Source organism: Flavobacterium sp. U410, from assembly GCF_053570605.1.
Map to the genome: position 1 here is coordinate 96,450 of NZ_JBSEFI010000010.1, position 22,858 is coordinate 119,307.

At 32.9% G+C, this 22,858-nt stretch carries 16 protein-coding genes and 1 tRNA gene; 9 read left to right on the forward strand and 8 right to left on the reverse strand.

What is annotated here, in order from left to right; translation table 11 throughout:
- Positions 1 to 44: 44 nt before the first annotated feature.
- The 8 genes from ACUSJC_RS08500 to ACUSJC_RS08535 all read right to left on the reverse strand — a co-directional run bounded on the left by ACUSJC_RS08500 (position 45) and on the right by ACUSJC_RS08535 (position 7,408).
- The gene (locus ACUSJC_RS08500) at positions 45 to 827 is read right to left on the reverse strand and encodes a DUF3050 domain-containing protein (RefSeq protein ID WP_449269141.1); all 783 of its coding nucleotides are present in this window, start codon (positions 825 to 827) and stop codon (positions 45 to 47) included.
- A gap of 90 nt (positions 828 to 917) precedes the next feature.
- The gene (locus ACUSJC_RS08505) at positions 918 to 1,556 is read right to left on the reverse strand and encodes a hypothetical protein (protein ID WP_449269142.1); all 639 of its coding nucleotides are present in this window, start codon (positions 1,554 to 1,556) and stop codon (positions 918 to 920) included.
- Between the two features lie 228 nt (positions 1,557 to 1,784).
- Positions 1,785 to 2,963 (reverse strand): acyl-CoA dehydrogenase family protein, encoded by a 1,179-nt coding sequence (locus ACUSJC_RS08510; protein ID WP_449269143.1) that lies wholly within the window; start codon positions 2,961 to 2,963, stop codon positions 1,785 to 1,787.
- A 68-nt stretch (positions 2,964 to 3,031) separates the two neighbouring features.
- Entirely contained in the window at positions 3,032 to 3,742 is a 711-nt protein-coding gene (locus ACUSJC_RS08515; protein WP_449269157.1) for a tRNA1(Val) (adenine(37)-N6)-methyltransferase, read from the reverse strand.
- Between the two features lie 174 nt (positions 3,743 to 3,916).
- A complete protein-coding gene (gene rpsU, locus ACUSJC_RS08520; protein ID WP_449269144.1) occupies positions 3,917 to 4,114 on the reverse strand; it encodes a 30S ribosomal protein S21 in 198 nt (65 codons plus the stop codon).
- 415 nt (positions 4,115 to 4,529) lie between these two features.
- A tRNA-Leu gene (locus tag ACUSJC_RS08525) sits at positions 4,530 to 4,614 on the reverse strand.
- 74 nt (positions 4,615 to 4,688) lie between these two features.
- Positions 4,689 to 5,633, reverse strand: a complete 945-nt coding sequence (locus ACUSJC_RS08530) for a DUF3078 domain-containing protein (protein ID WP_449269145.1) — start codon at positions 5,631 to 5,633, stop codon at positions 4,689 to 4,691.
- Positions 5,630 to 7,408: a 1-deoxy-D-xylulose-5-phosphate synthase gene (locus tag ACUSJC_RS08535; RefSeq protein WP_449269146.1), complete on the reverse strand. Its 1,779-nt coding sequence runs from the start codon at positions 7,406 to 7,408 to the stop codon at positions 5,630 to 5,632. The genes ACUSJC_RS08530 and ACUSJC_RS08535 overlap by 4 nt, the downstream gene beginning before the upstream one ends.
- Positions 7,409 to 7,660: 252 nt before the next feature.
- Between ACUSJC_RS08535 and ACUSJC_RS08540 the strand changes: the two genes are divergently transcribed.
- The 9 genes from ACUSJC_RS08540 (at position 7,661) to ACUSJC_RS08580 (ending at position 22,774) form a co-directional block, all read left to right on the forward strand.
- Positions 7,661 to 8,587, forward strand: a complete 927-nt coding sequence (locus ACUSJC_RS08540; RefSeq protein WP_449269147.1) for a hypothetical protein — start codon at positions 7,661 to 7,663, stop codon at positions 8,585 to 8,587.
- 19 nt (positions 8,588 to 8,606) lie between these two features.
- Positions 8,607 to 10,313 carry a hypothetical protein gene (locus tag ACUSJC_RS08545; RefSeq protein ID WP_449269148.1) on the forward strand — a complete coding sequence of 569 codons (1,707 nt, stop codon included), beginning with the start codon at positions 8,607 to 8,609 and terminating at the stop codon, positions 10,311 to 10,313.
- Between the two features lie 38 nt (positions 10,314 to 10,351).
- The gene (locus ACUSJC_RS08550; RefSeq protein ID WP_449269149.1) at positions 10,352 to 10,846 is read left to right on the forward strand and encodes a hypothetical protein; all 495 of its coding nucleotides are present in this window, start codon (positions 10,352 to 10,354) and stop codon (positions 10,844 to 10,846) included.
- Positions 10,846 to 12,267 (forward strand): LytTR family transcriptional regulator DNA-binding domain-containing protein, encoded by a 1,422-nt coding sequence (locus tag ACUSJC_RS08555; protein ID WP_449269150.1) that lies wholly within the window; start codon positions 10,846 to 10,848, stop codon positions 12,265 to 12,267. The genes ACUSJC_RS08550 and ACUSJC_RS08555 overlap by 1 nt, the downstream gene beginning before the upstream one ends.
- A gap of 63 nt (positions 12,268 to 12,330) precedes the next feature.
- Positions 12,331 to 12,771, forward strand: coding sequence for a nucleoside deaminase (locus tag ACUSJC_RS08560; protein ID WP_449269151.1), 441 nt, complete (start codon positions 12,331 to 12,333; stop codon positions 12,769 to 12,771).
- A 96-nt stretch (positions 12,772 to 12,867) separates the two neighbouring features.
- Complete coding sequence (locus ACUSJC_RS08565) at positions 12,868 to 18,384, forward strand: alpha-2-macroglobulin family protein (RefSeq protein ID WP_449269152.1); 5,517 nt, start codon at positions 12,868 to 12,870, stop codon at positions 18,382 to 18,384.
- A gap of 207 nt (positions 18,385 to 18,591) precedes the next feature.
- Positions 18,592 to 20,469, forward strand: coding sequence for a tetratricopeptide repeat-containing sensor histidine kinase (locus tag ACUSJC_RS08570; protein ID WP_449269153.1), 1,878 nt, complete (start codon positions 18,592 to 18,594; stop codon positions 20,467 to 20,469).
- A gap of 286 nt (positions 20,470 to 20,755) precedes the next feature.
- Positions 20,756 to 22,126 (forward strand): T9SS type A sorting domain-containing protein, encoded by a 1,371-nt coding sequence (locus ACUSJC_RS08575; protein WP_449269154.1) that lies wholly within the window; start codon positions 20,756 to 20,758, stop codon positions 22,124 to 22,126.
- Between the two features lie 390 nt (positions 22,127 to 22,516).
- Positions 22,517 to 22,774, forward strand: coding sequence for a hypothetical protein (locus ACUSJC_RS08580; RefSeq protein WP_449269155.1), 258 nt, complete (start codon positions 22,517 to 22,519; stop codon positions 22,772 to 22,774).
- Positions 22,775 to 22,858: the final 84 nt, after the last annotated feature.

Genomic DNA, 22,858 nt, shown 5'->3' on the forward strand with positions numbered 1-22,858 from the left:
AGAGAAGATTGAGGTAAACGACTTTCTTTTGTAGGTGAAAAGGCTTAAACGAATTCCTGTCTTACTGAAATTTGTTCTCCAATAGCATCCCAAAGTTTAATTCTTTTCTCAAGAGCCAATATCGCCATATCAGAAGCTTCCTGCCATTTTCGTTCATCATTACCGCAAAGCTCTTCTATCATTTTCATCGCCATTGGACCATGTTCATCAGCGTCAAGCTCAATATGTCTTTCGAAGTAATAGATAAGCTTTGATAAGTCAGTATCTGGGAAATTATTTTGGAAGTTTTTTAAGATTTGAGTGAACATATCCGGAATTAAATCTTCACGACCAAAAGTGAAAGCGGCAGCAATTTGGTGTGTATCACCTTCTTCAATCACTCTAAAGGTAAAATCTAGAAAGTCTTTTACATTATCGTGTAAAGAACTATGCTTGATAGAAACAAAAATGTTTTGAGTTGTTTTAACATCTTTTAAAAATTCTAAAACAGTTTCAGTATTTGCGCCACAAGCTGTCATGGCATCCAAGTACAATTCGTAGTGACTTTTTCTATTGCCGTTTTTGTCAATATCTGTTTCTTCTGCTAATACAATTTCGTTGATTAAATAACGAATCTCAGGATTTCCTACCGGAACCCAAGGCGTAGTAGTGCATGTTAATTTATTTTGCAGGGCTTTTAAGAGTGACATAAAATCCCACACAGCATAAACATGGTTTTCCAAAAAAGAATACAAATCCTCTAAATTTTTTATTTCATTATATAAAGGATGTGATAGCAATTGCTTTTTATAAGGCTCAATTGTCTGGTGAATAGCTTGGGTGTTCATAACACTAAATTTTATACAAAATTAAAAATGCTTCTTTAATTAAAGAAGCATTTTGACTTAAAATTAATTTAAATGATGCATTTTATGTTTTTAAGATTGCTCTTTTAGGATGCTTTTCCACTTTTTATATTGTTTTTTGTCTAAAGTAGATTTTAAGAATTCTTCAAATTCTTTTTCTTTTTTTTGAGGATCAAAAGGTTCTTGGAAGTCTGCTTTTTCAGGATTTGTAAAATCCTCTATTTTTATTTGCTGCTCTTCAGTTAAATTTAAATCTTGCGAGTTTTTACGGAAAAGATCCATTACGTTTTGTTTAGGAGGATTATTTCCTTTATGAAAACCGGAACCCAATTCTTTCCACTTTTGAAATTGTTCTTCAGAAAGAATTTTTTTAAATTTTTCTTCTCTTTTCTTTTTTTCAGCTTCCGCTTTTTCTTGTAAAGCCTCAGGAGATAGATTTGTATTAAAAGAAGTCGATCTTTTCTTTTCCTCGTCTATCAATTCTTCTCTAATCAAAAGTTCTTGTAGCTCATCAAGGTTTAAGTTCTCTTTTAAAAAACTAAGTTGTTCGTCAATAGACATTTTGTTGTCTCTCGAATCTTTTTGTTCTAAACGATTACCAAGTGGCGGTCCTGAAGGTCTTTGTCCGCCCATTCCTCCGCCCATGTTCATTCCACCTTGAGCAAAAGAAAAAAAACTTATAAAAATAAAAAGGAAATAGCTGTTCTTCATGATTAAAGAATTAATTTTCAACGAATGTACTTTAATAGAGAATACAAGACCGTTTATAAAAAGTTAAACTTTAACAAAATATACAGTTTTTCTGTACCGATAGTAACTTTTATTGTTCTAAGTTTGTTAACGGTTAATAGCAGTAATTTTATTTCTTATTTAGAACATCAAGTCCCGAAGCTATTTCGGGACTTTTTGTTTTCATGAAGTAAGTTTTTGGAATAAATCTTATTTGAAAGCTGAAAACCCTGTAACATCCATTCCTGTGATTAATAGATGGATATCGTGAGTTCCTTCGTAGGTAATAACAGATTCAAGATTCATCATGTGACGCATAATAGAATATTCACCGGTGATTCCCATCCCGCCAAGCATCTGACGAGCTTCTCTGGCAATATGAATAGCCATGTCAACATTGTTGCGTTTTGCCATAGAAATTTGAGCTGAAGTAGCTCTGCCTTCGTTACGCAAAACACCTAAACGCCAAGTTAGTAATTGAGCTTTAGTGATTTCAGTAATCATTTCGGCTAGCTTCTTTTGTTGTAATTGTGTTGCACCAATAGGTTTGTCAAACTGAATACGTTCTTTAGAATAACGTAAAGCAGTATCATAGCAATCCATTGCTGCACCAATAGCACCCCAAGCAATTCCGTAGCGTGCAGAATCTAAACATCCCAGTGGAGCACCTAAACCAGATTTGTTTGGTAATAAATTTTCTTTGGGAACTTTTACGTTGTCAAAAATCAATTCACCTGTAGCAGAAGCACGAAGTGACCACTTGTTATGTGTTTCAGGAGTTGAAAAGCCCTCCATACCACGTTCTACGATTAAACCGTGAATTCTTCCTTCTTCATTTTTAGCCCAAACTACTGCGATATCAGCAAAAGGAGCATTAGAGATCCACATTTTAGCCCCGTTTAAAAGATAATGATTGCCTTTGTCTTTGAAATTGGTGATCATTCCTCCGGGATTTGAACCGTGGTCAGGCTCTGTTAATCCAAAACATCCCATCATTTCACCTGTAGCAAGTTTTGGTAAATATTTCATACGTTGTTCTTCGGTTCCATATTTCCAAATAGGATACATAACTAAAGAAGACTGTACGGAAGAAGTAGAGCGAACACCGGAGTCACCGCGTTCAATTTCCTGCATGATTAAGCCATAAGAGATTTGGTCTAATCCTGCACCGCCATATTCTACCGGAATGTAAGGGCCAAATCCACCAATTTCTCCTAATCCTTTTATAAGTTGTTTCGGGAATTCAGCGCGTTGTGCGTAGTCTTCTATAATAGGAGAAACTTCTTTTTTCACCCAAGCTCTGGCAGCTTCGCGAACTAATTTATGTTCATCTGATAATAAATCGTCTAATAAATAGTAATCAGGCGATTGAAATAAATCTGGTTTCATTTACGTTTGTTTTGGTTAACAAATGTAAATAAAGATTTTTAACAATTCAATAAAGAAATGTTATAGTTTTACATTTTTATAAAAAAATCACGAGTTAAATTAATATATTCCTCAGTGTAAAGGTGTCTTTCGGTTTCGATAATTAAAGTTGAAATTTCAACAGCTTTTTCTTCGAAGGAAAAAGCTAATAAACTTCGTTTGATTTCGGTTTCTGGAGTACCTTTAACATGTGTGATCTGAAAAGGGAAAAGATTAAAAGTTCTGCAAATAGATACAAATCGTTCTTCTTCTTTAAAGGGGATAATCACAGCAAAAACGCCATTTTCTGATAAAAGAGCAGAAGAGCATTCGATAAGTTCTTCGAAAGGTAATGCGTCTTCAAATCGAGCTAAATCTCTGCTGTTATCTTTAGATTTATAAGTATCCGTGAAAAAAGGAGGATTGGAAACAATTAAATCATATTCTTCCTCTTCAAAAACTTCTTCTGTAAATTCAGTTAAATCGGCATGATAACAAAAAAGGCGATCATTCCAAGGTGAATTTTCAAAATTTTCAACACTCTCTTCATAAGCGTTTTCATCAATTTCAATGGCATCGATTTGTTGTGCATCACTCCTTTGAGCTAACATTAATCCAATTAATCCTGTTCCTGAACCGATGTCTAAAATATTAAAAGGATTGTTTTCCAACGGAGTCCAAGCTCCGAGTAAGACGCCATCAGTGCCGATTTTCATAGCTGATTTTTCTTGCTTTACTATAAATTGCTTGAATTGAAACATAGATTGTCTTGAATGAGTGGCAAATATACAACTATAGCTTGTTTTCGAGAGAAACAATATACAATATATAGGAATTTTGAAAAATAAATGAGGAATTAATGGTAAAGAAAAACAGCGTCTTGATTTTAAAATCAAAACGCTGTTTTTCTTTGTACTACATTTTTTGAAAAGTATTTAGAAATCGTACTTTGATTTAAGGGAAACCTCTTTATATCTTGCTTTTTGCACTTCTCTTCTTCGAGTTACCGATTTTTTGGTATAATGTTGTCTGTCGCGCAGTTCTTCTTTTACTTTAGTGTCTCTAAATTTACGCTTTAATTTTTTTAAAGCTTTTTCAATACTGTCTCCTTGTTTTATTTCTATTTTTAACATAATAAAGTTTTTATTTGTTATTGTTGTAATGAATTATTATTTGGTGTATCCAATTAGTATTTTATGTGAGTCTTAATCGTTGATGCTTTAGTATAAAAAAAACTAATAATCAGTCGCTTTCTGCAGGCTAATTAGATATAAATAAAGAGATGATCCATCAATGTGGATGAAATCTTTGGTACAAATGAAAAATAATACTTAAAAAATCGGTAGATACTAAAAGTATAGTTGTGGAGGAATAAATTTGTCTGATTGTACTCTAAAAACTAAGTACTGAAAAGAATAAATTCTTTGATTGTTTATTTCTCTTGCGCTTAAAATCATAAGTGGTGCAAATATACAATATTAATCTGGGGAATCCAATTAAGGTGGAGATAAACAAAAAAAGCTTGAACAATGTTCAAGCTTTTTGTATTGGTGCGGGTGAAAGGACTCGAACCTTCACACCTTGCGGCACCAGATCCTAAGTCTGGCGTGTCTACCAATTTCACCACACCCGCGTGTGTTTAAATGTGGGTGCAAATATAGAAAATAGAACTATATAAACAAATACTTTTGAAATAATTTTTTAGAATTAAAAAGTGTAGCTTATTCCAACTCCTAAAATTTGTTTCAATTGAACTTTTGGACCAACAGTTACTTGTTCGCCGTCAATTTCTTCTTTTGCCTTAATATCATCATCATAGAGTAGATGAGTGTTGATATTGGCTTTTACATATTGATTTACAGTCATGTCTAGTTGTAGTTGCCAATCTATATCTATATTGCCAAAATTGTTGATATAATCAGTATAAAGACTTAATCTATTCTCTAAGTTTATATTTTTATATACCTCTTTTTCCCATTGACTGGTCACTAAAGCTCCCAATTCAGTTCTTGTCTTCTTTCCGTGTCTGATTAGTTCTCCGGTAACAGGATCATAAACGGCAGCGGTAACTCCAAAAGCTCCTTGGTCTGCTAAAGTTTGATCTAAGACAAGAGTGGTTTTTTGAGTCAAAGGAGAAAGGTATAGATTGAATTTTATGTCCTTTCTAACGTATTCTGTACCAATACCTAAAAAGACATAGGCCGGTGCGAAAAAACGTGAAATAGCATCTTCTGTATTAGGATAATTGTACCCGTTTGCAAATTGAGTGTTAAAAGTGAATTTTCCACCGTAATACCAATTAGATGTGCTATCTGTTCTAAAACCTGCGGTAGAATTTACTTGAATTTGGTCATCAGTCTTACGTAATTCTTGACCTTCTTGCTTGTTAATACCGTAACGAAGAATCATTTCGTTATTCCAAGTGAAGTTTTTACGTTCATATTTACGAACAGCTTGTCCTTTAAGTAAGCCTGAAATAGAGTTGTTTCCTCCGGCATTCCAGTTAACAAAGGAAACTTGAGAGATGTCAAATCCAACTTTATTGGTTTTGGTCCAATAGGTCGTAGAATCAGGTAGTTTAGTAACAACGATTTGGGAAAAACTTTGTTGGATGAAAAGTGCTAAAACCCATAAGAAAAAGGTTTTTTTCATTTTGAAATAATAGTATTTAATAGGTTAATAATATGTTCTTTATCAATTTTGCATAGATGATGTAATTCTGAGACTTTTCCATGTTCTATAAACGCATCAGGAATTCCTAAATTGTATATGCTAACATTAAAATTCTTGTTACCAGCCCATAAATTAATCAAACTTCCAAATCCCCCAATAATTGTGCCATCTTCTATCGTAATTACAAAGTGATATGTTTTAAATATTTTTTCTAAGATTTCTTGATCCAATGGTTTTACGAAAGGGAAATGATAATGTGAAACATTTTCAGGTTGAGAGAAAGAATCAATTGCTTTAATAATCTCGTTTCCAATAGTCCCGGTTGAAAGTATAGCAATTTTTTTTCCTTTTTTAAGAGAAACAGCTTTGCCAATTTCAATTTCATTAAACTCTTTTTGCCAGTCTAATATTTCACCGCGACCTCTAGGATAACGAATAGCGATAGGGTGTTCTAAACCTCTTTGAGCGGTAAACATTATATTACGTAGTTCTATTTCATTAAGCGGAGCAGCAATAATAATATTGGGAATGCAATTTAAATAGGCAATATCAAAAACACCGTGATGAGTTGCACCATCTTCTCCAACAAGTCCTGCACGGTCTAAACAAAAAATAACGGGAAGGTTCTGTAAAGCAACGTCATGAATCACTTGGTCATAAGCTCTTTGTAAAAAAGTGGAATAGATATTACAAAATACAACCATACCTTGAGTGGCCATTCCGGCGGCAAGAGTCACGGCATGTTGTTCGGCAATACCAACATCAAAAGCACGTTTCGGAAAGGCTTCCATCATGAATTTCATAGAACTTCCTGTTGGCATAGCCGGTGTTATTCCAATAATATTTTCATTCTGTTGTGCCAATTCTACTAAGGTCAATCCAAAAACATCCTGAAATTTAGGAGGTAAATGCGAATCGTCTTGCGGAATGATTTTTCCGGTTTTAGGTTCAAATTTTCCCGGGGCATGATATTTAACCTGATTTTCTTCTGCTAATTGAAGTCCTTTTCCTTTTGTGGTAATTACATGAAGGAATTTAGGCCCTTTAACCTTTTTTAGCCGGTTGAGCTCTTTGATAAGAACAGGTAAGTTATGTCCGTCAATTGGACCGCTGTAATTAAAATTGAGCGATTTAATCATGTTGTTTTGCCTCGGATTTTTACCTTCTTTTACTTGTGTTAAGTAATTTTTTAATGCACCAACACTCGGGTCAATTCCAATAGCATTGTCATTTAAAATCACTAAAAGATTAGCATCAGTAACTCCGGCGTGGTTCAATCCCTCAAATGCCATTCCGCTAGCTATTGAAGCATCGCCGATAACTGCAATATGTTGTTTTTCAAAATCTCCTTTGAGTTGTGAGGCTAAAGCCATTCCCAATGCTGCCGAAATGGAAGTGGATGAATGGCCAACACCAAAAGCGTCATATTCGCTCTCGCTTCTCTTTGGGAAACCTGAAATTCCGTTGAGTTCTCTATTGGTGTGGAATTGTTCTCTTCTTCCGGTTAAGATCTTGTGTCCATAAGCTTGATGCCCAACATCCCAAATCAACAAATCTTCCGGAGTGTTAAAAACATAATGTAAAGCTACCGTAAGTTCCACAACGCCTAAACTTGCTCCTAAATGTCCTCCTTTCTGTGAAACAATATCAATAATGAAAGTTCTTAATTCATCTGCAAGTTGAAGCAATTGCTTTGAATTAAGAATTCTTATCTGATTCGGATCTTGGATGTTATTTAGTAGTGTGTAATCCATGTTTTTAAAATGCAAAAATACTATTTCTACAGGATAAAATTAATGCTTTAGTAGTTGTTTTTTAATTCGTAATTAAAAATCAGAGAAAGCTTTTTATGCTGAACATTCTTCTCACGCTATATTTCGTGCATTTCACGACATTTTTTTGCGTAAGCCCTTTATTCATAGGAATTTTGAAAAGAAAATCGACAAGGTTTAAAAATCTAATGTTTTTCAAAATGAAAGAGTATTAATTCTAAAAACTATAATGTTATGTCACAATTTAACGATGAAAGAATTCAACAAAAAGTAGATGAGGTAAAAAGAAAATTTGAAGAAAGAATAGCTAAAATTCAAGAAGAAGGAAATCGAAGAATAAAAAAAATCACAGATGATTCTCCCGACCCTAATGCTGCTGAGGCAGTATTAAATGCAACTTTTGAGATAAAGTCAAAAATAACGTCTATCAAATTTGATGTTCCTAAATTTTCAATGGAAAGAGAAATTCTAAAGTTTGATGTTCCTGAAGTAAAAATGGAATTGAAGTCCATAAAGTTTGATGTTCCTGCTACAAGAATGGTTAGGACTTGTCTTTTTAAAAAGCCGGAATTTAAATCTTCAGGCTTTCCTCCGAGAATAACCGTGAAATGGACTTGTGTTTGGGGAGATAAACCAGAAGTGTATATGAAAACAATTGAGATAAAGACAGATATTCCGCGATTTACCTCTAAAAGAGTTGAAATTATTTTTGATAAGCCAGTTGTTAAAATGGAAACGGTAGAAATTAAGTTGCATCTGCCTCAATTCTATGTGAAAGAATTATCGGGTCAATTTAAAGAACAGGAACGAGAAGTTCAGGAAGTAGGACAAGAATTAACAGCTGAAATAGCAAAGGTAGAAAGTGAAATGCAACTTTCACTTCAAGCGGAAGTTGCTGCAGAAATTGAAAAAATGAATGAAGGAATGCGAGAGGATTTGATGAAAGAAAGAAATTCCGTTTGTAAATATTATGATGAAGCCATTGCAAAAACAAAAGCAGCGATTAAGATCCTGAAAGAGAATAACGCTATTGGAGAGGTAGCTAATATGGAAAAGGAGTTGTCAAAAATGGTTAAGGATTACCAAAATATTTTAGCAGACATAGACAAAGGACTACAGGCTTGTTCTATTTCACTTTCTGAATCTTTTATTACTCAATAATCTTAATAAAGAAAAAATTATGAAACAATTAATTACAATTATATTCCTGCTGGCTCTGAATTTTGGTATAGGGCAGGAAAAGGTAACTTTCAAAACGAAAGACAGTACCGAATATGAAATTGTTGTTAAAAAAGTCAACGGTAAGAAGATCACAGGAAAAGGGTGTCTGGTGGCAGACGGAGCATATTTGCCTCCGCAAAAGAAAAGGTTTATAAAATACGGTACGCCATTATGCATTAAAGTAAATCATGTAAATACCTTTTATATGAAGGGGTATTCAACTTATAAACCGATACATTATGATTTTAGTGTTAAAGAGTTTTTAGCAATAGACAATGATTATACTGAATTATCAAATAAATCAGGTGTTATTTACAAAGAGGATAAAATTCAAGGTTTAGTTATAGAACTTTCTAAAGATGAACGTGAATTTAATTTTAAATCTTATAAATTAAATGCACTAAGAGAAAGAATTGCCAGTGGAGATTTTTCTGATAGTGATTCTATGGAAGTTGTGAAATTAGAACAAGAGATAAGTGAATTAAAAACTGAAATCGAGGAATACAAAAAGAAAATAGAAAATCTGACCAAGGATAATCAAGAGCTTCAAAAGAAAGTAGAAGAACTTTTAGATATTGCTCAAAAAACGACAGGTTTTAAATCTCGATTTTCAGAATTTCAAGATTCCTTTAATAAAATTAATCTATACACATCACTGAAAAATACTTTAATCAATCAAATAAATAGAGACAGTATCTTTATTGAAAATGAAGAAAATTTTAAAAACAGAGCATCATCTAGTTATATGGCTGTTTATAAAGATACCACCAATCATTTGCAAAAAAAAGAACAAATTATTAAAGAGTTGGAGAGTATTGAACAGTCTTTTTTTGAGATGAGTTCATTATATCAGGAACTCAATAAACAACATAAAAACGATGAACTAACTCTTTCAGGTGAATTGAAACAAGGGAAAACGGTTCTGAAATTTGATAAAGTATCTGCAACGATTGAAACAAACAAACAATTTGAAGAAGAAATGAGCAAGGCAAAAGCAATTTATGATAGCCTTTCTTTGCCTAAAAACAAGTTGGCTATAATTGCCGCGGCTCAGGAGGGGATTGATTTGTATGATGAGATACAGGCAAAGGAATATACACTAATGATAACCTCAGAAAATATATATGGTGATGAGGCTGAAATAAAACCGCAGTTAAAAAATAGTAAAGGAAAGGTTTTGCATGAATACCGAACATTTGAAGTAAAAACCTATGGTAATTTAAAAGTGAATGGTAGCGCGGGATATTTTCTTAACTTTATATCGGATGATGATTATTCTTTAAGGTTGAGAAAAGAGAATGATCCGAATTCTCAAACCGGAGTGATTAAAAATAAAGGGAATGTGATTAAAAATTCTTTAGGGGCTTTACTTCATGTATATTACAATTGCAAAGGGGATGTTAAATATGGTGCCTCCGCAGGTTTGAGTATTAATGATGATTCCGATGCCGGTTTCTATATGGGAGGAAGTCTGTTTTTTACAGAAAAGAGCAGATTGGTTTTTACAACAGGACTTTCTTTCCAAAAGGTAAAACGTTTAAACACGGCTAATTTAATTTATGACAATGGTAGTTATAATTTCAGAAATGAATCTGATACAGAAATAAGATACAATTCAATATATAAACCCTCTTTTTTTATAGGAATAAGCTATAATTTACTATAAAAAACAATTATTTTTATAACAATTAAAAAAACAAGAATATGTGGACAGACATTAAAGCAAAAAGAATTAGTGGGACAACAATTGTAGAAGTAACACTTTCATTAAATAACATTAATCCGGAATGCAACTATGTAACGCATGAGTTGATAAAAATTTCTAACGGAGTTAAAAATGATTATGCAGTCGTATTACATATAAAAAATGATGAAGGTATTGAATTATCTCATGGACCACTCAGTTTTTCAAAAACAATAAGTGTGGATATACCTAAAAATGTCGATTGCAAAACTCAGGAGTTAAGAGTTTTTTACTGGAATGATAAAGGCGATACATTAGGTGCGGTTTTAGATTGTTTTAAAGAAGTTTTTGAAAAAATAAAGTTAGATGAACGTATAATGAATGTTGGTCCTTTTATAGTGGGAAATGATTGTTCTATAAAATCATCTTCTTTTACTAAAAAAATTGAACATATAACAATACCTCGTCAAGGAGGAAATGGAGGTGTTGTTGGTATTGCAGACAATTGTAGTTAATGAAGAATTATATATTTCTTATCTTTTTTTCTCATTCTTTTCTGTTTTCACAAATAGACAAAGACTCTATTTCGTACAATTACTTTTATAAGAATGAGATACAGAAAATTTTAGCCTTAAAGAAGCAGTTCACAACTGCTTCTTCGGCATCGTCCCAACAGTTACAAAAAATAGCTGAGTTGTACCGAAATATCAATATAGAAGATTCGGCGTATGCTAATTATTATAAAGCTTATGAAAAAGAACAGGCAAAAAGAATGTTAAGTGATGAAGAGTACAACCAATTGCTGTATGATATCCATTATGTAGAGTCCTCTAAAAATTACTATCATAAAGACAGACGTTTTTTTCTGAATCAACTGTATGCACTTTCTAAGGAAGAGAAAAGTGATAAATGGAGAGCCTATTGCTATTTGGAATTTGCCAAAGATCATCTGGTTGATAGTCTCCAATTTCCGGAAGCGGAAAAAGAATTTGAAAAAATATTTCAAACAAGGTATTATCAAGAACAAGAAGTCTTTCAGGCAAAAACATTATTAGCCTACGGCTATTTAAAGAACCAGGAAAAAAAGTATAAAGAAGCTACCGAAGTTTTCCAAAAATCACTCTATTTATCCGGTAAAATAGCTGATGTGCAAAATCAATTTTACAATTATCTGAATTTAGCGGTAAATGATGTAGATCAATCCAAATATTCAGAAGCATTGGAATATTTAGATAAAGCGGAAGTATTGCCCATACCTAAATACAAAGTAAAATCGTATCGACTGCTATATTTTAAGCGAAAAGAAATCTATTCCAAATTAGGAGATAGTACTCAGTTTCGTAAAAGTGAACTCATTTTTACCAAATTGGATTCCTTATTGGATGATTTCAGAAAAAACAGCAACTTCTATGAGATAGATTCAAAATTCCAACTCAAAGAAAAGCAAAGAGAATTAACTTCGTTAGAAGGAAAGTTCAATAAGAATAGATTGATTTATAGCATCTTATTGTTCTTTGTATTCTTGTTGGCTTTTTATTCCTTTCTCCGTTGGAAAAAAGTAGATGCCAGAAAAAGAGAAATCCTTCAGGAAAAAACAACAATAGAACATCAACACACAACTACAGTTCAAGAACTGGAAAAAGTAAAACAATTGGTTATAGAAGATCATATTACACTTAAAAATAAGGCAAAAGTATACCTGAATGAATTGATGTATATAAAATCAGAAGACCATTATTTACAACTGGTTACAACAGGTAAAAACCAATTTGTAAGAGGGAAATTATCAGAGATTATTGAACAATTACCACCAAACTTTACAAAATGTCATCGTTCCTATATCATCAATAAAAATTTTATCAGTCAAATAAATAAAACCTCAGTAATAATGACCGATAAAACAGAAATTCCATTTTCCCGAAATTTCAAATTATAAAAGTATAATAAGAATAGCCATAAATCAACATAGCATTTTTGAAAAAAATGTACTTTTGTACTTATGGAAAACATTTTCACCGATGAATATTTTATGAAAAAAGCCTTGCTTGAGGCTGAAGTCGCATTTGAAAAAGGTGAAATTCCTGTCGGAGCTGTTATTGTCATAGATAGCAGAGTCATTGCTCGAAGTCACAATCTTACCGAATTGCTTCATGATGTTACAGCTCATGCTGAAATGCAAGCTATAACAAGTGCAGCAAACTATTTGGGAGGAAAATATCTTAAAGATTGCACTTTATACGTTACATTAGAGCCTTGTCAAATGTGTGCCGGAGCTTTATATTGGAGTCAAATTTCAAAAATTGTGTACGGTGCCGCAGATGAAAACAGAGGTTTTACAAAATTAGGAACACAGTTGCATCCTAAAACTAAAGTAGTTAGTGGTGTTTTAGAAAAAGAATGCGCATTATTAATGAGAGCCTTTTTTAGAACCAAACGATAGATTGTCTTATTTTTAGTAAAAAATAATCTATCTTTAAGGCAATTTTTGCATCATTTTTGATATCAATCAATAAAAAAACAACTATAATAAATCATCATGAGTAAAAGTAAAACTTTTCTAGGAGGGCTTGTTTTGGCAGCTCTTTTTCTAATAGTTTCTTGTTCTAAAGAGAGTAAAGATTTCAATTCTAACTACGGATTATTCAAAGAGTACATACTAAATTTTAGTTCGGGCTTAATTTCCGCTCATGATGACATTCGAGTAGTGCTAGCCTTTGACATACCCGATTATACTCCGAATAAAGAAATTGACGAAGATTTATTCACTGTAAACCCCAATGTAAAAGGAAAAGTTGTGGCAATGTCGGCCAATACATTGGCTTTTGTACCAAATGAACCTTTACAAAATAATCAAGAATATCAAGTTAGTTTTCATTTGTTTAAATTGAAAGAGGTGAAAAGTGAACTGGAAAAATTCAATTTTACAGTAAAAACTATTAAGCAAGATTTTGTAATTAATTTTCAAGATCTGCAATCTTATAGCAAAGATTACTTTTATCTAAACGGAGTGTTGAATACCAGCGATAATTTTCCGATGGAGAAAGCGAATCAACTGATTTCTGTATTACAAAAGGATAAAAAATTATCCGTGAAAATAGATAAAGAATTTAGCAATGCACGCGAATTCAAATTTGTAATTGACAGTATCCAAAGATTTGAAGAAGATTCTAAAATAAAAGTTTCTTGGGATGGAAAAGATTTTAATATTGAACAAAAAGGAGAAACAGAAATCGATATTCCGGGAAAAAATAATTTTTCGGTTTTAAGTGCAGAAGTAGAAGAAGGAAACACTCAGGTTTTGTTACTTAATTTCTCTGATCCTTTAAAGAAAAATCAGGATTTTAATGGTTTGGTTCAAGTCGAATCAGCTAACCAATTGAAATTTGCTACAGCAGGAAATCTGCTAAAAGTCTTTTTTACTGAACCGTTAAAAGGCGAATTGTTAGTTGAGGTCTTTCAAGGAATAGAAAGTGAAGATGGTTATAAATTGAAACAAAATTTTTCGCAAAAAATAGCTTTCGAGCAATTGAAGCCTAGTGTTCGTTTTGTGAAAAGCGGAACGATTTTGCCAAGTTCTAATAATTTAAAGATCAATTTTGAAGCCGTTAATTTAAGTGCTGTTGATGTCAAAGTTTATAAGATTTACAAAAACAATGTGCTGCAATTTTTGCAGGATAATCAGTTGAACGGAAACTATAATCTTAGAAAAGTAGCCGGGCCAATTGCTAAGCAAAAAGTGACTTTGAAGAAAAGTAATTTGATTAATTATAGCAAATGGAATGCCTATGCTTTAGATTTATCAAAAATCATTACTCCGGAACCGGGAGCTATTTATAGAGTCGAATTAGATTTTAATAAAAAATATTCACTTTATAAATGTGCTTCGATAGAAGAAGACGAAACAACAGATGAACCGGAAGATGATAATGAAGAAGTAAGAAGCAATAATGGTAATTACTATTATTACGAAGACGATTATTATTATGATTACGAATGGTCAGAAAGAGAAGATCCGTGTACCAATTCCTATTATTATCGTAAAACAATTGCAACTAATGTTGCGGCAACCGATTTAGGTGTTATCGCTAAAAGAGGCGAAAACGGTTCTTACTTCTTCGCTGTGAACAATATCGTAACAACCGAACCGGTTCCGGGAGCAACTGTTGATTTGTATAATTTCCAACAACAAAAATTGGGAACGGTACAAACAGATGATAAAGGTTGGGCAACTATCGATTTAGAAAAGTATGCTTTTTTTGCTGTAGTTACGCAAAACAATAATACTACGTATGTTCGTTTAGATGAAGGGCAATCGCTTTCAGTAAGTAATTTTGATGTGAGCGGAGAAACCTTACAAAAAGGATTGAAAGGTTATATTTATGGCGAGCGAGGCGTTTGGCGACCGGGCGACACACTGCATATTGCGTTTATGTTGAATGATAACGAAAGTAAATTAGCAGGAAAACACCCGATCAAATTCCGATTGTCCGATCCAAAAGGAAAATTAACCTATCAAGCAGTTCAAAAATACAAAGAGAGCAATCATTATGTATTTAATGTGGTTACTAAATCTACTGATTTAACCGGAAATTGGGAAGCTAAAGTTAGTGTGGGCGGAGCTAATTTCTACAAATCCATTAAAATTGAGACGATTAAACCGAATCGTTTAAAAATCAAGAATAGTTTTAACGATGCACAAATTTCGGGAAACCAACCTAATAAAGGAACGGTTCAGGTCAATTGGTTGCACGGTGCTCCGGCTAAAAATCTGAAAGTGGAAATGCAGGCAAAATTCATGGAAGAGAATACTACTTTTAAAGGATATGCAGCCTACGATTTTGATGATGAAGTTCGTAATTTTTATACCGAAGAAGTCAATGTGTATTCTGGAAAAGTGGATGAAACAGGTTTCGCTAATATTACGTTGCAACCTAAAGTAAACCGTCAATCGCCAGGAAAATTAAAAGTAGTTTTCCAAACCAAAGCGTATGAAAATGGCGGTGATTTCAGTACCGATGTAGTTACTGCTCATTTTTCACCTTATGAAACGTATGTAGGGTTAAAAAGTCCGGAACCTAATAAATACGGCATGCTAGAAACCGGAAAAGTGAATCGTTTTGAAGTAGTGACACTTTCTGAAAATGGCAAACCGAAAGCGGTTAAAAATTTAGAAGTTCGAGTATATAAAGTAGATTGGCGTTGGTGGTGGAATTCGTCAAATGATGATTTAGCAAAATACAATTCGGATTACAGTACAACGGCCTATAAAAATTTTGTATTAAATACCGATTCAAAAGGAAAAGCGTCATTTCAGTTTGAAGTTCCGGAAGATGATTGGGGACGTTACTTAATTCGTGTGGTGGATGAAAATGGTGGTCACGCAACTAGCACAACTCAAATTATCGATTGGCCCATTTGGTCCGGAAAATCAAAATCAGGAACTGGAGAAACAGCAAATATGTTGGTTTTCACATCCGATAAAGAAAAATATCAGGTAGGTGAAAAAGCAGTTATTTCATTCCCTTCCAGCGAAGGCGGGCGTGCTTTGTTGTCTTTCGAAAACGGTTCAAAAGTAGTGCAAACACTTTGGGCAAATACCACTAAAGGCGAAACTAAAGTTGAAGTTGAAATAACACCGGAAATGGCGCCAAATGTGTATGCCAATATTTCGTTGCTTAAACCACACGCGTCTACGTTGAACGATTCTCCGATTAGAATGTATGGAATCTTACCGATTGAAGTTATTGATAAAAATACCGTTTTAAAACCACAGATTGAAATGGCTGAAGTGTTGCGTCCTGAAAAAGAAGCTACGATTAAAGTTAGCGAACAATCAGGTAAGGAAATGACATATACGATTGCTATTGTTGATGAAGGTTTGTTGGATTTAACCCGATTTAAAACACCGAATGCTTGGGATAAATTTTATGCGAAACAAGCACTTGGCGTTCGTACTTGGGATATTTACGATGATGTTATCGGAGCGTATGGCGGAAAAATCAATCAGATATTCAGTATTGGTGGAGATGAAGATTTAGGCGGTGGAAAAGCCAAAAAAGCCAACCGATTCAAACCGGTTATTATTTATAAAGGACCTTTTAAATTAGAAAAAGGACAAAAAGCAACACATCGTTTTACGATGCCTAATTATGTAGGTTCTGTTAGAGCGATGGTAGTAGCCGGAAATGCAAACGAAAACGCTTACGGAAGTACAGAGAAAACAGTTCCGGTTAAAAATCCGTTGATGGTATTGGCTTCCATGCCGAGAAAAATTTCTCCGACAGAGAAAATTACGTTGCCCATCACGGTTTTTGCTATGGAAAATCAAGTGAAAAATGTTTCGGTTCAAATCAAGACTAATAGCTTCTTAAAAGTTCAAGGAGCTTCTCAGCAAAGTATTTCGTTTGCTTCTCCAGATGAAAAAATGGTGTATTTTGATTTAGAAGCCGCAGATAAAATTGGCATTGCCAAATTAGAAGTTATTGCAATATCGGGAAGTCAAAAGGCAACATATGAAGTAGAATTGGATGTAGAAAATCCGAATCCGTTGACGAATGATTTTGTGGATGTCGTTTTGGTACCAAATGAAAGTAAAGATATCAATTGGACGACATTTGGTGTTTTAGGAACGAATAAAGCAGGAGTTGAAGTTTCTTCTTTTCCAACTATTGATTTTGGACGAAGATTACAATATTTGATTCAATATCCGCACGGTTGTGTAGAACAAACTACATCAAGTGTCTTTCCACAATTGTATTTGGCTGATGTAGTAGCGATAAACGATAGTCAAAAGCAGAAGATACAGCAAAATATCAATCAAGGAATTCAGCGTTTAGGTCGTTTTCAGTTGGCAAGTGGCGGATTGTCATATTGGCAAGGAAACAGTACCGCCGACGATTGGGGAACTTCTTATGCCGGTCAGTTTATGATGGAAGCAGAGAAAAAAGGGTATGTTTTACCTATTGGTTTCAAGCAAAAATGGATTTCGTTCCAACAAAATCAGGCCAAACAATGGCGTTATAATTCCGATTATCATAATGATTTTGCTCAGGCGTATCGTTTGTACACTTTGGCTGTAGCCGGACAAGCCGATATGGCTTCTATGAACCGATTGCGAGAAACGGTTGGTATTTCAACAGAATCTAAATTGCGTTTAGCAGCGGCTTACGCTTTGGCAGGACAAAAAGCAACCGCGCAGAAAATTATGACTTCAGTAAATTGGAATGAAACAAATGAAAATCGTTATTACTATTATTACGGTTCAGAGGATAGAAACAGAGCCATGTTGTTGGAAACCTATTTGCTGTTAGATGATAAAACAAAAGCGTTCCAAACAGCGAATACATTAGCAAAACGTTTGTCGGGAGAATATTATATGAGTACGCAAACAACAGCCTATTCGTTATATGCCATGTCAAAATTTGCAATTAAAAACGGTAGTAAAGGTGTTAATTGTAGTTTGACATTCAACGGAAAATCTGAAAAATTGACCACAACAAAATCGGTATTGGAAAAAGAATTAGTGGTGAATCAAGGCAATTATAGTGTAAATCTGAAAAACACTGGAAATGCTACTTTATATGTTCGTGTATTGAATTCGGGTGTGTTGCCAATGGGACAAGAGCGCGAAATGATGAAAAATTTATCGGCGCAAGTTTCTTATAAAACGCGAAACGGAGCAGCGGTAAGTTTATCGAATGTGAAACAAGGAACTGAAATTGTAGCGCAGGTAACTGTAAGAAATAATGGAATGGAACCTATTCAGAATGTAGCTTTGACGCAAATTTTCCCTTCCGGATTTGAAATTGTGAATTCACGTTTTACCGATTTTGGAAGTTTTGCAGAAAACAAAGCGGATTATATTGATATTCGTGATGATAGAACACAATTCTATTTTGGTTTGAGTCGCGGAGAAAGTAAAACATTTACTGTATTGTTGAATGCGTCGTATTTGGGAAGCTATTATTTACCGGGAATTCAATGCGAAGCCATGTATGATGATAATTATATTTTCAGAAACAAGGGGCAATGGATTGCTATTGTTAAGGAATAATGTGATAAAAAATAAATAAAGTTTTTAAAATCCCAAGTTCTTTGAATTTGGGATTTTTGTTAAAAACTGTTTTAAATTGATTATTTTTAGACACATTTTTCAACCTATTAAATTTCATAAATGCAATCTATTATTAAACGGACTTCAATCTTTTTTTTCTTATTCTTGGTGTTTTATTCTTTTTCACAAGGTAAAACTATAGATTCTGTGAAAATACTTGTTGAAAATCCAAAGCTCCATGATACTACTAAGCTGATGCAAATTGCTTTAATTCTTGACAATATAGTAGATTTCGAGCTGTATGAAGAAATAAATGAGCAAATGGGGAAGCTGGCACTAAAAGGCTATCCTAAAAAAGTAGATCAAGAATCTCATCAAATTTATGCTACACATCTTGCGGCTTATTACAACAACCTAGCAGCTTTTCGCGGATTAAAAAAAGAGACCTCGGAAGCTGTTAAATATTATGATAAAAGCATCTCAATATTTAAAGCTGAAAAAGTTTATGATCAAATGAACTATGTAATTGTTTCAAAAGGTACTTTTTATTCTACCATTAATGAATACCAAAAGGCAATTGAGTGTTTTTTTACAGCATTAAAATATTTTGAAAAAAATCCTGATGAAAATCTTGAAGGAATTGCCATGGTAAACTCTTCATTAGCTACGATTTATTACCAACAAAAGGAGTATAAAGAGGCATTAAAGCATAACTTAAAAACGATTAATTATTTAGAAACTGCAAAAGAGTCACAATTAGAAACTGCAAATGCTCTTTATTATAAAGGACAAACCTATTTAAACTGCGGTTCTTGTTATTTAGACTTAAATGATTATGAAAAGGCATTGTTTTATTTTAAGAAAGCAAATGAGATTTCTAAAATAACGAATGATAATATTTTATTATGTACTTCTCTTGGAAAAATAGGAAACGTAAAGTTAAAAGAAGGAGAATTTGAAGAAGCGGAAGTTTTTTTAAAAGAAGCATTAGATGTTTCTCTAAAAGAAAATTCACCATCAATTGGATTTGTCTATATTAATTTAGGGGAATTGTACTTTAGAAAAAATGACTTAGAAAAGGCCAATTTATATTTAAGCAAAGGGTTGTCGATTGCAAAAACATCTAAGAATATAGATATTCAAATTTCGGTTTCTGAATTATTGTATCAAGTTAGTTTGCAAAGAAAAGATTATAAAAAAGCCTTAGAAGCACATCTTCTAAACGAAAAATTAACCGATTCAAGTAAAATAGAAGCTTCTAAAAACGCTTTGGTTCAACAACAACTTAAATATGATTTTGAGAAGCGAGAATTAAATTTAAAATTAGATTCTGAAAAGAAAGCGGCAGTCAAAAATAATTGGCTTATAGGGCTTTCAGGAATTTTGCTTTTACTTGTGCTGGGAGTGTATTTTTATTATAGAAACAACAAACAAAAACAGTCAATTACGATTCTTGAAAAAGAACAGATCAAACAAAAGCTTTTGGTTACCCAAATGAACCCACATTTTATTTTTAATTCTATTGATAATATTCAAGGATTGATTTATAGCAAAAAAGATGATGAAGCTATAAATTATTTAACTAAGTTTTCAAAGCTTACAAGGCAAATTCTGGAAAATTCTAATGAAAATTATATTTCATTGGAAGAAGAGGTAGAAATGACTAAAAACTATCTTTCCATTCAGCAGCTTTTATACAATAACAAATTCAGTTTTACGATAACTGTTGAAGATAAGATTGACCAAGAAAGTATATTTTTACCGCCTATGTTAACGCAACCTTTCATTGAAAACGCAATAAAACATGGTTTAAGTAATACTTCTGAAAACGGAAAGATAAACATTCATTTTTATCTAAAAGACAGCAAGTTATTCTTTGAGGTTACTGATAATGGAAGAGGATTTGAAGCTGAGAAAAAAGAAACTAATCATAAATCGCTTGCCATGACGATTACCAAGGAACGGTTGATTAGCTATACTAAAAATCAAGATTTTATTGTACATACGGATAATATAAAAGATAGTAGTGAAAAAATTGTAGGGGCAAAAGTTAGTTTTGAAATCCCTTGTATTTTTGAAAATTAATGGATTGTTATTTGAAATATTTGCGAATATATTTTATGGCTTACGAATGTTCATTAGGTAAAATTTATTTTTTATAATACTATTATCCTTTATCTTGACTCTCTCTATTATCAAATTGAAAAATTAGGACATACAGATTAAGTGTTTAGAAATGAATAAAATAACTTTGTTTGATTATCCGATTATTTATAAATAGTCCAATGAATAAATTGATCTAGTACTTCTTATCTCATAGTTTTGGTGGAACTTTAATTAAATTAAGCTTCAAATCATCAAAATCAAAAATATGAAAGGAACAATTACTATTTTGTTTTTATTAATAACAATACAAATTTCTGCTCAATGCTGGCAAAGCATTAGTGCTGGAGATTATCACTCTTTAGCTATAAAAAATGACGGAACACTTTGGGCTTGGGGTAGAAATACATCATACGAATTAGGTGATGGCACTGATGTGAATAGAAACATTCCAACACAAATAGGAACAGCAAATAATTGGGTTAAAGTACACGCCGGTTATTCATCTTCATACGGTATAAAAGCTGATGGAACACTCTGGGCTTGGGGTGCTAACGGTTCAGGAAAATTAGGTACAGGAAATGGAAATTGGGTTATAGCTACTCCGACTCAAATAGGTACCGCTACAAATTGGCTAAGTGTAAGTGATGGTTGGTACCATACAATTGCTTTAAAAACTGATGGCACATTATGGGTTTGGGGTGACAATGAATACGGACAATTGGGAGATAACACAACTGTGGATAAACTTACTCCAATACAAATTGGCACGACTACAAATTGGCAAACAATAGCAACAGGAATATATCATTCTCTTGCAATAAAAACCGACGGAACCTTATGGTTTTGGGGTTCTAGATCTAATATATATGGAACCTCATCTCAAAACAATATTCCTACTCAAATAGGAACAGATACAAATTGGTTGAAATTAGCTGGAGGTCAACATCATTGTGCTGCAATAAAGACTGATGGTACACTTTGGACTTGGGGTGAAAATTCAACCGGACAACTTGGCGATGGCACAACTACTTATAGAACAAATCCTATTCAGGTTGGAACTGCAACGGATTGGTTAGATGTATCAGTCGGCACTCGTTATACAATTGCTACGAAAAATAATTTTTCTCTTTGGAGTTGGGGGTATAATTATTCCGGGCAGTTAGGTAATGGAACATCGGGAAATAATTCTAATGTATTTATTCCAACACAAGTAGGTACTTCTCTAGATGCAAGCAAAATTGCTGCAGGAGGGTATCATGTATTGGTGAAAAATGAAGATGGCTTTATACGAGGGACAGGAAGTAATGTCGTTGGTCAAATAGGCGATGGTACATATGTTCAAAAAGACACGTTCACTTACATTTCTTGTTATCCTTCGACATTATCTAATGAAGATTTCGCAATAAACAAATTAAAAGTATATCCAAATCCAGTAAATGATGTTTTAAACTTTTCGTTTGACAAAGAAATTACAGCCGTTTCTATGTATAATTTATTAGGGCAAGAAGTTTTTGCTAAAGCTGTTAATTCAAATGAAAGTAGAATTGATATTTCTAATGTGATTTCTGGAACTTACATAGTAAAAGTAACTTTTGTTAATGGAGGAACTAAAACATTAAAAATTATTAAAGACTAGATTTTTTAGTATGGTTGATAGAAAAATTCCAAGTTCTTTTTTGAGCTTGGGATTTTGTTACTTCTATCAGTTGAAGGAATAATATAATCCCTTATTCTACTGTAATGTGTTCAAATGTTAATTCTGGTAAAAAAACGAATGTATCTCAAAATTCAACGAATTTATTTTTAATCCCAACATATATTCATTAGATAAAATTACCATTTAGCTTTGATTTATTATTGCATTGTAATTCTTTAAGAATAGGAGATTTTTACATGTAACTAATAATAAATAATGCAAAAAAGTCGTACTTCTAAGCTTAGTATTGTTCTTTTTTGTTAATACTAATGCACAATTATTAAACAAAATAAAGAAAACAAAAACCAGGCTTCTCAAACCAAAGAAGTTGTGGAAAAAGGGAAAGAGGTAGTAAAGGGAGGAAAAAAGAAATTATCGAGTGGTTTCGGTGGATTAAAATTAGATTGGAACATTTTCAAACAAACGCCAGCCGTTACTTTTAGTTCGCTATTTTATGGTACTACTGCAGGAACAATTAATAGTTATACGGCAACTTTTATTCCGAATAAAGCTGTAGATGGGAAAACAGTAGATCCTATTTATGACCAAGCGGAATATTTAAAAATTAAGGTTTTTAAAGATAATTAATACATGAACTATTTTGAATATCCAGGAAATCTAATTTTTGGTTTTTATTTAAATCATGAGATTTTTAAACCAAACCCTTCTAAC

Excerpts from the sequence above, each read along its gene's own strand:
- ACUSJC_RS08500 (WP_449269141.1), bottom strand. The coding sequence starts at position 827 with ATGAACACCCAAGCTATTCACCAGACAATTGAGCCTTATAAAAAGCAA.
- ACUSJC_RS08505 (WP_449269142.1), bottom strand. The coding sequence starts at position 1,556 with ATGAAGAACAGCTATTTCCTTTTTATTTTTATAAGTTTTTTTTCTTTT.
- ACUSJC_RS08545 (WP_449269148.1), top strand. The coding sequence starts at position 8,607 with ATGAAACAATTAATTACAATTATATTCCTGCTGGCTCTGAATTTTGGT.
- ACUSJC_RS08565 (WP_449269152.1), top strand. The coding sequence starts at position 12,868 with ATGAGTAAAAGTAAAACTTTTCTAGGAGGGCTTGTTTTGGCAGCTCTT.
- ACUSJC_RS08510 (WP_449269143.1), bottom strand. The coding sequence starts at position 2,963 with ATGAAACCAGATTTATTTCAATCGCCTGATTACTATTTATTAGACGAT.
- ACUSJC_RS08575 (WP_449269154.1), top strand. The coding sequence starts at position 20,756 with ATGAAAGGAACAATTACTATTTTGTTTTTATTAATAACAATACAAATT.
- ACUSJC_RS08550 (WP_449269149.1), top strand. The coding sequence starts at position 10,352 with ATGTGGACAGACATTAAAGCAAAAAGAATTAGTGGGACAACAATTGTA.
- ACUSJC_RS08560 (WP_449269151.1), top strand. The coding sequence starts at position 12,331 with ATGGAAAACATTTTCACCGATGAATATTTTATGAAAAAAGCCTTGCTT.
- ACUSJC_RS08535 (WP_449269146.1), bottom strand. The coding sequence starts at position 7,408 with ATGGATTACACACTACTAAATAACATCCAAGATCCGAATCAGATAAGA.
- rpsU (WP_449269144.1), bottom strand. The coding sequence starts at position 4,114 with ATGTTAAAAATAGAAATAAAACAAGGAGACAGTATTGAAAAAGCTTTA.
- ACUSJC_RS08540 (WP_449269147.1), top strand. The coding sequence starts at position 7,661 with ATGTCACAATTTAACGATGAAAGAATTCAACAAAAAGTAGATGAGGTA.
- ACUSJC_RS08530 (WP_449269145.1), bottom strand. The coding sequence starts at position 5,633 with ATGAAAAAAACCTTTTTCTTATGGGTTTTAGCACTTTTCATCCAACAA.
- ACUSJC_RS08555 (WP_449269150.1), top strand. The coding sequence starts at position 10,846 with ATGAAGAATTATATATTTCTTATCTTTTTTTCTCATTCTTTTCTGTTT.
- ACUSJC_RS08515 (WP_449269157.1), bottom strand. The coding sequence starts at position 3,742 with ATGTTTCAATTCAAGCAATTTATAGTAAAGCAAGAAAAATCAGCTATG.